Source organism: Sorangium sp. So ce321 (genome assembly GCF_051530195.1).
Classification (GTDB): domain Bacteria; phylum Myxococcota_A; class Polyangia; order Polyangiales; family Polyangiaceae; genus Sorangium.
The window spans coordinates 13,389,528-13,403,581 of record NZ_CP150329.1; the positions used below are offsets into that span (position 1 = coordinate 13,389,528).

Here is a 14,054-nt window from a genome sequence, read left to right on the forward strand (position 1 = left end):
CTCACCCCTCCGGCGCCCAGCGCGTCGGCCGCGTCTTCAGCGTGCTCACGCCCAGCGCGTCGCACCACGCCTCGAAGCGGCCGCGCGGCACGCCGCGGAAGCGCAGGTCGTCGAGGCGCTCCGCGAGCGGCACGTCGGTGCGGAGCGTCGCCAGCGTCCGGTAGAGCAGCGCCTCTTCCCGCTGCTCGACCAGCGCGCGCGCGATCCGGTCCGCGCCGCGCACCGGCACCGACCACGCGGCCGGGTCTCCCGGGATCTGCTCCAGGTGCCCGTAGGCGCCGAGGAGCGCGGCCGCCGTCCTGTCGCCGATGCCCGCGAGCCCCGGGATGCCGTCGGCGTCGTCCCCGGTGAGCGCGAGGTAGTCCGGGATGCTCGCCGGCGCCACGCCCCGCGCCGCGCGCAGCGCCGCCTCGTCGACGACGCGCTCCTTCCGGCGGTCGACCTGCACGACGCGCTCGCCCGCGAGGCACTGCCCGAAGTCCTTGTCCGGGCTGAGGATGCGCACCTGCTGCACCTCGCCCTGGAACCGCGCCGCCGCCGTCGCGAGCGCGTCGTCCGCCTCGAACGCGTCCATCGACCAGACGACGACCCCGAGCGCGCGCACCGCCTCCTCGACCGGATCGAACTGCCCGCGCAGCGCCGGATCCATGCCCTCGTCGCTCTTGTAGCCGGCGAACAGGTCGTTCCTGAACGAGCGGATCGGGTTGTCGAACGCGACAGCGAGGTGCGTGACCTCCTCGTCCGGGTGGTGCAGCAGCGCGAGCAGCGAGGCGACGACCCCCACCGTCGCCTTCGCGTCCCAGCCGGAAGGCGCGCGGTGCTCGGGCCGCTTCGAGAAATGCGCGCGGAAGAGCTCGTAGGTGCCGTCGATGAGGTGCAGCCGCATGGGTGTCCCCTCCCGCGGGCCGCCGGCCCGCTACGCCGTCATGTCGGCCATGAAGATCGGCGGGGAGTGGAGGGCCATGATCTCCGGCGTCGGCGGGGCGGACTGCTTCGCCATCCGGAGCGCCTCGTCCATCGTGCGCGCCGTCTCCCAGCCGAGCAGCTGCGGGATGTACTCGTTGTCGGCGCCGACCACGATCATCCGGCCGATGTGCTGCCGGCCCGCCTCGCCCCAGTACCACATGAAGAACGGGTGGGTCGGGTGGTACGCGTTGCCGAAGCGGTACATCTCGATGTACGCGGGGTTCTCCGAGAACTTCTTCTCGTACCGCTTGTGCAGCTCCATCGCGTCGCGCGTCTCCGGCAGGAGCCGGTGCACGAACTCGATGTACGGGGCGTGGTGCTCGTTGTCGAACAGGTCGGTGCAGGGGTGGAGGATGATCATCGTCCCCCCCTTCTTGAGCATCGGCGCGCCCCGGTAGAGGTTGAACAGGTAGCCGTTCGCCATCACCTGCACGAGCAGCGGGTTCAGGAACGAGTTCACGTTGTACGGGCTGATGTACGGGATGCCCGTGATCAGGATGTCGGCCTGGCCCGTGACCGGGACGAGGTACTGGTCGAAGCTGCGCTTCAGCGTGTGCTCGTGGGTGGCCTCGGTCTCGCCGGCGAACACGCCGGTCACGCCGTACGGCGACGGGACGCGCTGGAAGATCGCCTGGCGCGCGGGCTGCGGCACCTTCGACAGCGTGAAGCGGAGGGCGCGCAGCGCGCTCTTCTCGCCCGCGCTCAGGTCGTCCTCGTTCCTGGCGAGGAACTCGAGCGGGCGATCGAACATGCGGTTGTTGATCGTCGTCTCGATCGTGAAGACGTTGAGCTTCTTGTTCGCGAGCCGGCCCATGCGCTCGACGCTCGTGTGCAGCGCGGAGCTCTTCGGGTCCATGTACGAGTAGCAGTCGCGCATCACCCGCGGGTTGTGGTGCGCGCGCAGGCTCCGGTACCCGCACAGGCCGACGCTGACCGACTTGTGCCCGCCGTCCATCGGGACGAGGTTCAGGTTCACGTAGATCACGAGGTCGCTGTCGACCGCGCGCTTGTTCAGCTCGACCTCCTCGCCGAGGTCGGTCGTGCCGACGTACTTCATGTTGGCGAGGTTCTCGGCGTCGTGGTTGTAGAGCTTCTTCGGCCAGTAGGCGTTGAAGATCCTGTCGCCGACGATGTGCCGGACCTCCCAGTCCTTCATCCGCCGGTGCACGCTCGTCGCGATGATGATCTCGACGTCGTCGACGCCGTAGTCGGCGAGCAGGTCGAGCACGATGGTGAGGACGCGCTCGCGGATGTCAGGCCGCTTCATCGGCGGCAGCGGCAGCGAGATGTCGTCCACCGCGATCGTGACCTTCATCCCCGGGCGGAGCTTCGCGTAGAGCGGCTCCGAGTTGTACGGGTGGTTGATCGCGTAGCGGATCGCGGCGTCGACGTCCTTCAGCGGCTCGAGGGGCGGCTTCGCGTAGAGCACGCGGGTGCCGGTGGGCAGGTCGACCTCGACCAGCTGGTCGCCTGAGAAGAGCACCCGGGGGGCGCTGCGGGTGTCTAGCGTGACGACGCAAGGATGGCTCATGGGGCTTTCAGAGCAGGGGGTGCGACGTGTTGGGCTGTGGCGTGGCTTCCGGCCGCCGCCCCGGACAGGCCGGGGTCATGCGGCGAGATGGAGGATCGGCCAGTGGTAGGCCTGCGCGAGCAGCTTGAGCTTGCGGTCCGGGTTCACCGCCGCCGGGTAGCCGACGACCGAGAGCATCGGGACGTCCGAGTAGCTGTCCGAGTAGGCGAAGCACTCGTCGAGGTTGTGCCCGTGCGCGTGGGCGTGCTCGCGGATGAGGCGCGCCTTCTCGGGACCGGCCACCACGGGGCGCAGGAGCTTCCCCGTCGCGAACCCGTCCTTCACCTCGAGGCGGTTCGCGATGATGCCCGTCGCGCCGAGGTGCTCGGCGAGCAGCTGCATCAGGAAATCCAGCGCGCCGGAGATCAGGACGACGTCGTGCCCCTTGTCGAGGCTGCACTTCACGAGGTCCCGCGCCTTGCCGTAGATGGCCGGCTTCAGCACCTTCGCGAACGCCTCCTCGGCGAGCGCCACCAGGCGGTCCTCGGAGACGCCGTCGAACGAGCTGAAGAGCAGCTCGTTGAAGAGGCGCCGATCCTGCAGCTCCGCCATCATCATCCACGGCGCCTTCACGAGGGCGCGGCCGAGCTTCGCGAAGCTGTGCATCGGCGTTGGCTGGTTCAGCATGTAGAACACCGTCGGGTGCACGAGGTTGGTCGTGACCAGGGTGCCGTCTACGTCGAAGTAGCTCGCCGGCATGTGGGGCAAATCTCCCTTCATGCCGTTAGAGTCAAGATCGAGCTGCCGCGAACCGGGGTTCGCAGGCGAATCGTCACGCCGCGAAGAGGCGCTGGTAGCGGTCGTCCAGCTCCACGCCGCCGTCGGTCTCGCCCCGGTCCACCGGGTTGATCCCGCAGTACTCGACGCTCGCCAGGTGGCGCCAGCGCCCGGCGCGCTCCGGCTCGTCGGGCAGCACGGGCGTCGTGCACGGGAAGCAGCCGATGGTGCGGAAGCCCATCGCGTGGAGCGGGTTCTCGAGCGCGTCCGGGTGCGCCGCGAAGTACGCGTCGAGGTCCTCGCCGTTCAGCGACGCAAAGGGGTGGACGCGGATCACGTTGTTCCCGGGGTCGAGGCCGAACGGGGCGACCTTCGCGCGGGCGCCGCCCTCGCCGCGCCGGAGCGCCGCGACGAGCGCGTCGTAGCGGCCCCGGATGGCGCCCAGCGGGGCCGACTTGCGGAGCTCGCAGCACCGCTCCTGCCCCTCCTTCGAGAGGTAGAGCAGCCCCTCCTCGCGCGTCTGCTGCATGAAGCTGCGCTCGGGCGAGAGCGTGACGACCCGCAGGTTGGGGTGGGTGCGCGCGAGCTCGTCGCGCGTGGCGAGCGTCTCGGCGTGGAGCACGCCGGTGTCGACGAAGACGACGTCGAAGGAGAGCCCGGCGCGGTCCGCCACGTGGCACAGCGCGGTCCCGGCCCGCTGCATGCTGCTCATGATGGCCGCGCGGGGGCCGAAGGACTCGCGGACGAAACGGAGAAGCTCGACGGGCGGCGCGCCCTGGAAGCGTCGGTTCAGCGGTTCGAGGTCTCGCTCGGTGATGCGCATACGCGATGCATAGCAGAGCCCGTTTCCTTGATCCGGGGTTGCCTTCGCCTGAGCTTGCGCCTAACTCCGGCTACCGCGGAATGAGCAGCGCCCACCAAGCCTCGCAAGCCGGCGGACTCGGCCAGGCTCTCCCGGAGCTCGAGCGCCGGCGCTTCCTGTTCGTGACCGGCAAGGGAGGTGTCGGCAAGACGACGATATCCGGCGCGCTCGCCCTCGCCTTCGCCGCCCGCGGCAAGCGCGTCCTCGTGGCGATGTGCAACACGAAGGAGCGGCTCTCGGCCATCCTCGGCACGAAGCCCATCGGCCAGGAGGTCACCCAGGTGGCCGAGCGGGTGTGGGCGGTGAACATCTCGCCGGACATGGCCCTCCGGGAGTACGGCGAGATGGTCCTCAAGGTGCGCGCCGCGGCCGATCTCGTCTTCGACAACAAGTACACGCGCACCTTCTTCCGCGCGGTGCCCGGCCTCTACGAGTGGGCGATGCTCGGCAAGGCCTGGTTCCACACGACCGAGCTGCTCGCGGACGGCTCGAACCGCTTCGACGTGGTCCTGCTCGACGCGCCCGCGACGGGGCACGGCATGGACATGCTGCGCGTGCCGAAGGTGATCCTCGACGTGGCGCCGCCGGGCATCCTGCGCCGGGACGCCGAGGCGGCGTGGGCGATGTTCAGGGACCCGGCGCGGAGCGGGGTCGTCGTCGTGACGCTCCCGGAGGAGATGCCGGCCACCGAGACCGTCGAGCTCGTCGCGGAGGTCCGGGGCGAGCTCGGCCTGCCCGTCCTCCGGCTGGTCATCAACAGCGTGCTGCCGCCGCTGTTCTCGCCCGAGGAGCGCCGGGCGCTGCTCGTCGATCCGGGGCGCCTCGACATCGAGGCGCCGGCGCGCGCCGCGAACACCGTGGAGAGCGCCGTGGTGGCCGGCGCGCGGCGGGCGATGCGCGAGTCGGTGCAGCACGAGAGCCTGGCCCGCCTGCGCCGTGAGCTCGGCGAGGTGCCGACCGTGATCCTGCCGTTCCTCTTCGACGACGCCTCGACGGTCGCCGGCACGCGGATGCTGGCCGAGCGGCTCTGAGCGAGGCCGATGCCGGCGGCGATGGTGCGAGCGAGCCCGCTTCTCAGCGATGGACGCGCGCTGCTCGACGCCGACCGCCTCCTGCGCGCGGGCGTCGGCGACCGGCGCGCGAGCTTCGAGCTCGCCTTCACGGCGATGCCGCCTCACGCGGGGTTCCTCGTGGTCGCCGGCGTCGAGTCGGCGCTCGACGCGCTCGCCCTCGACGGCGGGCGCCTCGACGCGGCGGAGGTCTTCGCGGCGCGCGCGGCCTGCGGCCTGAGCGACGCGCTCGTGGAGCGGCTCGCGGGCGCGCCGCTCTCGGTCGACATCGACGCGATGCCCGACGGGACGGTCGCCTTCCCGGGCACGCCGGTCGTCTCGGTGGAGGGGCCGTTCGTCGAGGCGCTCCTCGTGGGCGCGCTGCTCGTGCCGGCGCTCCGCCGGGGCACGGCCGCGGCGACGCGGGCGGCGCGGCTCCACATCGCCGCGGACGGCGGCGCCGTCGTCGACGGGTCGTCGGCGCGCGTGCCGTTCGCCGAGGAGGCGCTGGCGCTCGCCCGCGCGGCGCACGTGGGCGGCGCGGCGGCGACGACGAGCGCGCTCGCGGCCGCGGCGCTCGGCATCCCTTTCCGCGGCGAGGCGGGGATCGACCTCGGCGAGCTCGCGCCGCCGCCGTCGCCGCTCGAGGGCAGCTGGCCCTGGTACGCCGACCGGATGATCGATCTCGGCGGGCGCGACGAGGAGGCGCTGCTCCTCGAGGCGCGGCGCGTGGGCACGACCGCCGGCGGCTGGGTCGCCTCGGGGCTGGCCGAGCCCGCGGAGGGCCTGCCCGCGGTGCGCTACGAGCTCGTGGCGCTCGAGGAGTCGGGCGCGTGGGCGCTCCGGCAGGGCACGAGCGGTCGCGGCGACGTGATCGCGGGGCGCAAGATGGTGGCGCGCTACTACGACGAGGCGGGGCGGGCGGTCACCGACGTGATCCACCTCGCGCACGAGCGGATGCTGGCGCCGCGCGCGCTCGGGGTCGCGAGGCTCGCCCCGCTCGCGCGCACGGTGGTGCGCGGCGGCCACGCCCTCGAGTCGCCCGAGCCGCCTAGCGTCGGGCGCGAGCGCTCCGTGGCCGCGCGCCAGCTGCTCCCGTACGCGGTCACGCACCTGCGCGCGCCGGCGCGCTACCCGGTGCAGCTGTCGCCGGCGCTGATCGCGCTGCGCGAGCCGGATCCGCCGAGCACGCTGCGGTAGTGCCGCGTCTCCCGAGCGCATCGCTCGCTCCGGGGGAGGTACCGGAGAGCCGCCCGGCCCCCGGAGAGGGTGCTCGTCGCGCGGGGCAGGGACGGGCTGAACTCGCGTGAGACGTGCTGTGCCCGTCGTGCTGCGCACGCCGGACACAGCACGTCGATTGCGCTCAGACATCAGCCCGTCCCCACCCCGCGCGACGAACACCCTCCCCGGGGGCCTATCGTGGACGCCAACGGGGGCGCCACGCTCGACCGCAAACATCAGCCCTCCGTGCGCCGCGACGACCAGGGGCCCCGAGGGCATACCGCCCTCCGAGGGGAAGCCCAGGCGCGCGCGCGGAGGCGTGCGACGCATACGGGAGGGAGCCCGTCAGGGGCGCGAAGGTGCTCGCCGCCGGAACGAAGGCCTCCGTCGCCGGAATGAAGGCCTCCGTCGCCGAAATGAAGGCCTCCGTCGCGCGCCGGATGCTTCCGGCACGGGGAGGGACGCGGAATTCGTCGGAAATTCGCCTTCCGGCGAACGCCGGACCGCATCGGGAGCAGGGCCGGCGCTCCTGAATGCGCGAAATGTCGTGCTCCCGAGCGCGCCGAAGGGCTTCGTTTCGACGACGGAAGCTTCCGGAGCGCGCCGGAAGGTCTCGGGCACGCGCCGGAAGCTATTGTTGGTGTGCTGGATTACTCCAAGTCGGTCGCGTCCGTGTCGTCGACCGGCTCGGCGGGCTCGGTGGGCGTGGCGGGGGTCTTGCGCTGGGGCGCCTTGCGGTTCGCGAGGCCAAGGCGGATCAGGTAGCCGCGCTTCTTGACGACCGCGCGCGCGGTGGTCGACCACTCGTCGAACCAGCCGCGCAGCTTCGAGAGCGCCTCGCGCCGGCGCGCGGTCTCCGGGAGCTCGGCCTGCTCGGGCAGGGGCGATGTCGGGCCGAGCGCGACGCCGACGAGGCCCTGGAGGCGCTTGCGTTCTGTCTTGTCGAGGCCGCGGGTGGCCAGGAAAGAGACGGCCTTCTTGTCGCTCTGCTTGGTCCCGGCGCGGTCCGACTCGGCGCGGCTCTCGAGGGCGTCGAGCCTTGTGAGGAAGGTGGCGACTCCCTGGACTGCGGCGGTGCCCGTGGAGGGCGAGAGGTCCTTGAAAACATAGGCGTGCACGTCGGGGAACCTCCGGCGCAGCGCGGCGCCATAACGGGCGAAGTTGGGCTCATCCCACTGGTCGAGCTCCGTGGTCGCGGCGCGCTGCGCCCTGGCATCTGCGGTATCGGGCGCCGCGCTGCTCTTCCGGGGAGCGGCGAGGACGTCGAGGAGGAGCGTGCGGCCCTCCAGGATATCGTCATCAGTCATTCCCGCCGCGGCCATCATCGTGCGGATCGCGGCGACGGCGCCCATTCCCGTCAGGAACTTGGTGGCGCGCTCCGGCGTGGCCTCGAGGACTTCGTTTGAATACTCCATGCTGGCTTCCTCCCTGCCGGCCGGCAAAGCCGGACGGCGGCAATGAGAGCGGAAGCTACAATGGGATTTCTGGAGATTGGAAGAGGTCAGGCCTTGCTCCGACCGTCGGTTCTTTGCTGCCTCGGACTGGGGCACGTGGGCGATGACCTGTGTGCGGAGGCCCGTGCGCTGAAGACGGACAGGATGGGCTCAGGGCGCCCTCCTCGGCTGGGCAATGTCCTACCGCTCCGGTCATGGCGATTGCACCCGGAGAATGAGCGGACGACCGTGCGCGGGTGAGAAAAAACATGGGGTGGAGACAATGCGCATGAGAACGAGGCCGAGGCGACGGAAGGTGATCCTCGTGGCGGCGCTCGCGGCCATGGCGCTTGGCGCGGTGGTGTCGGGATGCTTGTGGGAGCGCGGGGATCCCTCGCATGGAGAATTCTGCGCGGCCTCGGTGGGCGGCGCGGAGCATTGCGTCGGCGAGAATCTGGGCCCGGGCAGCGCATGGAGCCGGGCTGAGAAGGACGGCGCGCTGCCGATCGAGATGTGGGCCACGTGGCCGAGCACCAAGACGATGGACGAGGTGGTCGCGAGCGGCTACTGGCTCGACGTCTGGTTCGGCCATGTGGACGAGGTGATCGCGTACGTGCGGGACGACGCGAGGAACGCCGAGTCGCTGCGGGTGACGCTCGCGGGCAAGCTCGCGTCGCTGCTCGACGAGGCGACAGACCGCCAGCGAGCGCTGCTCGCGCAGGGGGCGGTCGATGCGGCCGGCAACTTCAAGAAGGCGATGATCGACAAGGCGAGCGCCGAGAGGGAGCCGCTCGTCGCCGCGCTCGCGGCCGACAAGCAGGCGATGGCGGTCGTGCAGGAGGTCTTCGACCGGGGCCGGAATGACATCGCGCCGCTGCGATCCAGCTACGCGGGCGCCGCGGCGCGGTTCGCCGCGTACCGCGCGAGCGAGGAGGCCGAGACGGCGGCGTATGTGGCGCTCTCGGAGGAGGCGTCGCGGTCGGATATCGAAGGCCTCGACGGCGTGGAGCAGGCGGTGCTCGCGGCGGCGCGCGAGGCGAGCCGCGCGCCGAACGAGCTCGCGGCGGAGGCGATGGCGCTGTCGGCGGAGCTCCAGGTCTTCGCGGCGTCCTTCGACGAGGCGATGGCGCCGGACCGGGAGCTCCTGGCGACGCACGGCGCGGTCCTGCCGGACATGACCTCGGCGGCGCTGCGGTCGCTGAGCGCGATGCTGGGCTACGCGCAGCGACGGGTGGCCCGGAGCGACGCGACGGCGACGGGGCTGCTCGGCGGGATCGCGATGCGCCGGCAGGCGCTCCGTGTGTTGCGGATGGACGAGGGGGCGCGCGAGACGATCGCGCGGTCGCGGATCCGCAAGGCGTCGGAGACCTTCGGGGAACGCGCGCGCGCGCAGGTCGCGGCGCTGTCGGCGGCGCCGCCGGTGAGCGAGAAGCTCGGGCTGCCGCTGCTCGCCGAGCGGTGCGGGGAGCTTTCGGCGCTGGTGCAGATGCGGCCGCTCTGCGAGGCGGCGGGGTCGTCGTGGCGCGAGGCCGGGTGCGCGGCGCTTCGGGAGCGGTTCGACGCCGCAGAGGCGGAGCTCAGGACGGGGCTGCCGCGGAAGATCGCGGCGGGGCTGGCGACGCTGCGGGAGAAGGGGATGGCCGCGGCGGCGCTCGACAAGGCGCAGGCGCGGCTCGACGCGGGCGACGTGAAGGGCGCCGCGATCGCGTATGACGCCGCCGTGCGCGGCGCGGAGGGGCCATGAGACGCTCGAAGGACCTCGCGCGGCGCGGCCGGAGCGCCGCGGTGCTCCAGAGGCTCGTCGCGCTGGTCGCGGTGCTGGCGATGCTGGCGCCGTCGTTCGCGCAAGCCGGCACGCCGTACAGGCTGGACTGGGAGCGCACGGAGCTCCCAACGAGCTGCGAGAGCGTCGAGCTCGGGGACAACAACGGCGATGCGTTCTTCCGCGTGAACGACACCCCGCTGCCAGCCTACGACGTCCCGGCCACGCTGGTGACTCATGGTGATGGCTCGCGGAGCAGCCGGGCGGAAGCGGAGTTCAACTCCGTGCTGCTCGGCATGGGGGAGAACGACTTCCGCTTCGGGGTCAGCATCGAGACGGGCGACAACTCGTGTGTGCAATCCCACGAGGTGGTGTATCTCGTCTCCGCGCCGCTCGGGCTGAGCAAGCCGCTCTTCGACGTGCGACGCGACGGGACGGCGTTCTTCGGCGACACGGCCGTCGACCTGAGCCTCGCCGAGATCAACCCGGCGCTGGCGCACGACATCGAGATCCTGCTGGCCGAGATCGTCAAGGAGCGCCGGGAGCTCGTGAGGAACGCATGGCGGGTGGACTTGCTGGCGGAGAAGATGGATCTGCTCCAGCAGCTCGACACCGAGCTGACGGACCTCGTCAGCCGGCCGCTGGACGAGATCTCGCGGACCGACCTCGACGCGATCCTCGACCGGTACAAGGATGTGGTCGACGCGGAGACGCGGGCGGCGATGGAGCAGCTCGTCGACGACCTGAAGAAGAGCGTCAGCGATCTCGAGGACGAGCTCGCGCGGCTGATGGACGAGTTCGGCGCGCAGGCGGACCAGATGGCGGACCTCGCGACGCAGGACGCGCGCGCCGAGGGGTGGGATCCGGACGACCCGTGGGCGTACGCGCTCGGGGAGAGCGAGGTGCCGTGGGTGGAGGTGCCGGACATCGCGGAGGTGGACGGGGCGTTCGACGAGGGGAGGGACCCGTACGCGGCGTACGCGGACGGGGTGATCGCGGCGCTGGAGGCGGACGTGAGCGGCGGCGTCGTGGTCGCGCGGGCGGACTTCGTGGCGAACGTGCGGGCATGGCGGGCGAACAGCGGGGCGCTGGAGATCGCGCTGCGCGACCGGATGGGGGTGTCGCTGGCGGAGACGAACGCGTTCCTGAAGGCGCAGAACCGGATCACGGCGTACGTGCGGCGGTTCATGGATGCGTCGGACTGGTTCGAGGACTCGCCGGTACCGGCGGACCTGCGGGCGCAGGTGGACACGGTGCTGAAGCCGCGGTTCGATGCGCTGGCGGACCAGATGAAGGACAGCCTCAACCAGTGGACGGGGGAGGGGCTCGACCTGGAGCAGACGCAGCTCTACCAGACGATCAACGCGTTCGCGGGGGCGATGTCGACGGTCGGCGAGGGCTTCGAGGCGTACGGGGAGATGATGCAGACGCTCGTGCATGCGACGAGCCGCATCGGGGTGGGGTTCGTGCCGGTGGTCGGGCCGGTGCTCGACCTGTGCGAGGCGGTCACCGGGAAGGCGTGGTGCTTGCCGTCGGGGGAGGAGCTCACCACCGAGGAGCGGATCTTCTCGGGCCTGGGTGTAGCTGCCGCCGCCATCGGGCCGTTCTGGCGCGGCGTTCAGCGCGCCGGCATCAGCCTCGACGCGGCAGTGGTCGCCGAGAAGGTGGCGGACCTCGATGAGGTCTTCGGCAGGGGCTTCCGCGCAAGCCTGCAGCACGGGTACAAGGGGCTGCGCGGCGCGGTGGCGACGAAGAGACTCTTCCCGTTCGAGAAGACAGCGTTGAATTTCCTGACCCGCGACGGGCGGGGGCTCCTCGGGGTGGGCGACGACGGCGTGCGCGTGGTGCTCTGGCGTGAGTTATCGGACGATGCGCGCGCCAAGCTCAAGGCACCGGACTTCGTAACGGTGTCCGCGCGGAACAAGCTCATCCTGAGTGAGGTGAAAGAGGGCCGCAACGTCGACGGGGACAGGGTGATCGAGCAGTTGTCGAGCGGCATGGAGGGGCTACGGCAGAGAGGGCTCGTGGGAGATGTCGAGGAGGTCGAGCTCATCATGGATCGGGGCGGGAAGTTCGGTGGCGACACGTATATCGAGAAGGACGGTTACCTCTTCGACAAGAATAAGGGCAAGAGGGCGACCCTGAACGGCTTCAACAGGCCCATCAAGGTGATCCGACTATGAGAGAATTAGGACCTGGATTCTTCGCGTGGTGCGACGAGCCAGAACGGCTCGACGCGCTCGCGGCGACACTATCGGCCCTCATCGCCCCGGGCGCCCTCATCCGTGTGCAGACGGACGAGGACTTCGAAGCGGGCTCCGTGGACGAGGCGCTCGCGATCGCTCGCGCCCGCTTCGGAGGACAGACGAGTGCTCGCGTATCGTTCCGAATGATGCTGAGCGGCTCCAAGCGCGCCCTCATCGACATCTGGTGCCACTCCGAAGAACGGGAACGTCAAGTGCCGCACGGCCCCCTCACCTTGAATCCATGGGGAAAGCAGGATTTTCTTTCCTCTGACTTCGACCTCGCCTGGGGCAGAGGCCCGCGCACGATCCAGGTCGAGGCAGTGGTCGCCTGGCAGCTCATCCGGGACGACCTCGAGGAACTCCTCGTCCGCTTCTGTGAGCCGGACGCGAGCGGGCGCATCCCGACGGGCGCGTGCACGCATGGAGGGTACTGGAACGCGCCGGTCGACATGTGCGCGACGTACAACGCGAAGGCGGAGGAGCTCGGCCGCGATCTCGCCTTGTCGTGGGTGCACCTCCACGACAAGGACAGTGTGTCGCGCATCGCGGGCATGTCGCTGCAAGCGCTCCACGCGCGCGTCGACGCCGCATCACGCGGCGCGCGCGTTGCGATGAAAGGCAAGAGCGAGCGCTCACGTTCGCTCTCCCGCGAGACCGTCCTCAAGGTGCTGGCAGCACCGCCCTCCGCGCTGCTCGACGCGCTGGAAGCCTCGGCGGCGCCCGACGACGCATGGCGCGCGGCCGCGCCGCGCGCGACCGCGATCTTGGACCTGACACGCCAGATCTCGGAGACCGGCGAGGGTCCACCCACCTGGCCGGTCTGCACGTCCACGTACGGTCACATCCATTTCGTGAAAAAGCACCCCCCCTTCCACGTGCGCCGCCTCCCGAGCGGTGGCGTGGTCCTGGCAACTCACCCGTACTGCTCTCTCTGGCCGCTCTGGGCCAACGCGCTCTGCGCGCTCGGCCTCATGTCCTGACAAGGAGCTTCGTCATGGTGATCCCCGTATGAGATCAGGACCGTATTTCTTCGCCTGGTGTAACGAGGCAGCTAGGGTCGACGCGCTACGCGCGGCGTTTTCGGCGCTCGTCCACGACCCACCTTACTGTATCGGCGTGGACATGCACCCCAACGTGAGCTTCGGCGCGACCTCCGTCGACGAGGCGGTCGCGAAGATCCGAGCCTATTTCGGACACGCCGATGCTGAAGCCCACATCGCCACCTCGTTGAGCCCTGAAGAGTCCGTCGATCTCATTCTTCGCTGCTACTCCGACAAGAGCGAACGCATCACGCCGAGGGGTCCCATGCACGTGCACCCCGATGACTACGAGGACCTTGGCCGCATGCGAATGGACCTCGCCCTGGGCAGCGGCCCGCGCTCCGTGGAGGCCGAGGCCGAGGTCGCGTGGCACATGGTTCTGGACGACCTTGAGGACCTGCTGCTCCGCCTCTGCGCGCCGGACGCGAGCGGGCGCGTCTCGACCGGCGGCTGCACGAGCGCGTGGACCTGGCTCGCGCCGGTCTCGATGTGCGCGACGTACCACGCGGACGCCCACGACATCGCCCGTGATCTCGCCCTGTCGTGGGTCAGCCTTCACGAGAGCGAAAGCGTCTCGCGGATCGCGGGCCTGTCGCTCGAGGCGCTGCACGCGCGTGTCGACGCCGCGCCGGCCGGTGCGCGCGTATTCCCGAGAGACAACAGCGGGCGAGCTCTCGCGCTCTCCCGCGAAACGGTGCTCAAGGCGCTGGCCATGCCGGGCTCCGCGTTACTCGAGGCGCTCATGGCCGCGTCGGACGTGCCCGACGAGGCGTGGCGCGCCGCGGAGCCGCGCGCGAAGGAGATCCTATACCTAACAGCGCAGAGCTGGGCGAGAGGCGAACGGGTCACGGCGACAGGCAAAGGCCCACCTGTCTGGCGGGTGGAGATGACCGGCGAACACGTCTACTTCCTGGTCGACCACGCCCCGTTTCACGTCCGGCGCCTCCCGAGCGGCGGCGTGCTCCTGGCGACCCACCCGTACCGCACGCTCTGGCCGCTCTGGGCCGATGCTCTCTCCGCGCTCGGCCTGATGTCCTGACGCACGTCGTGCACGCACATCCTTGTCCGGACTCCGCACCCGGGCCGCAGATGCCCAACGGCGCACCCCTCCCTGAGCGCGCGGAGCGCGCGATTAGGGAGGGGCGGACCGCGCGCAGGCGCGAAGCGCCGAGCACGGGCCGGGGGTGG

The 14,054-nt window shown here is 70.8% G+C and carries 11 protein-coding genes; 6 read left to right on the forward strand and 5 right to left on the reverse strand.

What is annotated here, in order from left to right:
- Position 1: 1 nt before the first annotated feature.
- The 4 genes from WME89_RS49685 to WME89_RS49700 form a co-directional block, all read right to left on the reverse strand.
- A complete protein-coding gene (locus WME89_RS49685) occupies positions 2-886 on the reverse strand; it encodes a 5'-3' exonuclease (RefSeq protein WP_438006507.1) in 885 nt (294 codons plus the stop codon).
- Positions 887-916: 30 nt separating this feature from the next.
- A complete protein-coding gene (locus WME89_RS49690; protein WP_438006508.1) occupies positions 917-2,497 on the reverse strand; it encodes a lactate racemase domain-containing protein in 1,581 nt (526 codons plus the stop codon).
- A 75-nt stretch (positions 2,498-2,572) separates the two neighbouring features.
- Positions 2,573-3,256, reverse strand: a complete 684-nt coding sequence (locus WME89_RS49695) for an HAD family hydrolase (RefSeq protein ID WP_437621988.1) — start codon at positions 3,254-3,256, stop codon at positions 2,573-2,575.
- A 52-nt stretch (positions 3,257-3,308) separates the two neighbouring features.
- Positions 3,309-4,076, reverse strand: a complete 768-nt coding sequence (locus WME89_RS49700) for a phosphoadenylyl-sulfate reductase (protein ID WP_438006509.1) — start codon at positions 4,074-4,076, stop codon at positions 3,309-3,311.
- Between the two features lie 80 nt (positions 4,077-4,156).
- Here WME89_RS49700 and WME89_RS49705 point away from each other — a divergent pair, with 80 nt between their 5' ends.
- Positions 4,157-5,146, forward strand: coding sequence for an ArsA family ATPase (locus WME89_RS49705; protein ID WP_438006510.1), 990 nt, complete (start codon positions 4,157-4,159; stop codon positions 5,144-5,146).
- A 21-nt stretch (positions 5,147-5,167) separates the two neighbouring features.
- Positions 5,168-6,364: a hypothetical protein gene (locus WME89_RS49710; RefSeq protein WP_438006511.1), complete on the forward strand. Its 1,197-nt coding sequence runs from the start codon at positions 5,168-5,170 to the stop codon at positions 6,362-6,364.
- Between the two features lie 671 nt (positions 6,365-7,035).
- On the opposite strand, the gene WME89_RS49715 is transcribed toward WME89_RS49710, so the two are convergent.
- On the reverse strand, positions 7,036-7,800 hold the full coding sequence (locus WME89_RS49715) for a hypothetical protein (protein ID WP_438006512.1): 765 nt from the start codon (positions 7,798-7,800) through the stop codon (positions 7,036-7,038).
- A 307-nt stretch (positions 7,801-8,107) separates the two neighbouring features.
- Between WME89_RS49715 and WME89_RS49720 the strand changes: the two genes are divergently transcribed.
- The 4 genes from WME89_RS49720 (at position 8,108) to WME89_RS49735 (ending at position 13,905) form a co-directional block, all read left to right on the forward strand.
- Entirely contained in the window at positions 8,108-9,562 is a 1,455-nt protein-coding gene (locus WME89_RS49720) for a hypothetical protein (protein ID WP_438006513.1), read from the forward strand.
- Positions 9,559-11,763: a hypothetical protein gene (locus WME89_RS49725; RefSeq protein ID WP_438006514.1), complete on the forward strand. Its 2,205-nt coding sequence runs from the start codon at positions 9,559-9,561 to the stop codon at positions 11,761-11,763. The genes WME89_RS49720 and WME89_RS49725 overlap by 4 nt, the downstream gene beginning before the upstream one ends.
- A gap of 137 nt (positions 11,764-11,900) precedes the next feature.
- Positions 11,901-12,806 (forward strand): hypothetical protein, encoded by a 906-nt coding sequence (locus tag WME89_RS49730; RefSeq protein WP_438006515.1) that lies wholly within the window; start codon positions 11,901-11,903, stop codon positions 12,804-12,806.
- 28 nt (positions 12,807-12,834) lie between these two features.
- Positions 12,835-13,905 carry a hypothetical protein gene (locus tag WME89_RS49735; protein ID WP_438006516.1) on the forward strand — a complete coding sequence of 357 codons (1,071 nt, stop codon included), beginning with the start codon at positions 12,835-12,837 and terminating at the stop codon, positions 13,903-13,905.
- Positions 13,906-14,054: the final 149 nt, after the last annotated feature.

Bases quoted from the DNA above. Each gene is read 5' to 3' on its own strand.
- WME89_RS49685 (WP_438006507.1), bottom strand. From the start codon at position 886: ATGCGGCTGCACCTCATCGACGGCACCTACGAGCTCTTCCGCGCGCAT.
- WME89_RS49690 (WP_438006508.1), bottom strand. From the start codon at position 2,497: ATGAGCCATCCTTGCGTCGTCACGCTAGACACCCGCAGCGCCCCCCGG.
- WME89_RS49695 (WP_437621988.1), bottom strand. From the start codon at position 3,256: ATGAAGGGAGATTTGCCCCACATGCCGGCGAGCTACTTCGACGTAGAC.
- WME89_RS49700 (WP_438006509.1), bottom strand. From the start codon at position 4,076: ATGCGCATCACCGAGCGAGACCTCGAACCGCTGAACCGACGCTTCCAG.
- WME89_RS49705 (WP_438006510.1), top strand. From the start codon at position 4,157: ATGAGCAGCGCCCACCAAGCCTCGCAAGCCGGCGGACTCGGCCAGGCT.
- WME89_RS49710 (WP_438006511.1), top strand. From the start codon at position 5,168: ATGGTGCGAGCGAGCCCGCTTCTCAGCGATGGACGCGCGCTGCTCGAC.
- WME89_RS49715 (WP_438006512.1), bottom strand. From the start codon at position 7,800: ATGGAGTATTCAAACGAAGTCCTCGAGGCCACGCCGGAGCGCGCCACC.
- WME89_RS49720 (WP_438006513.1), top strand. From the start codon at position 8,108: ATGAGAACGAGGCCGAGGCGACGGAAGGTGATCCTCGTGGCGGCGCTC.
- WME89_RS49725 (WP_438006514.1), top strand. From the start codon at position 9,559: ATGAGACGCTCGAAGGACCTCGCGCGGCGCGGCCGGAGCGCCGCGGTG.
- WME89_RS49735 (WP_438006516.1), top strand. From the start codon at position 12,835: ATGAGATCAGGACCGTATTTCTTCGCCTGGTGTAACGAGGCAGCTAGG.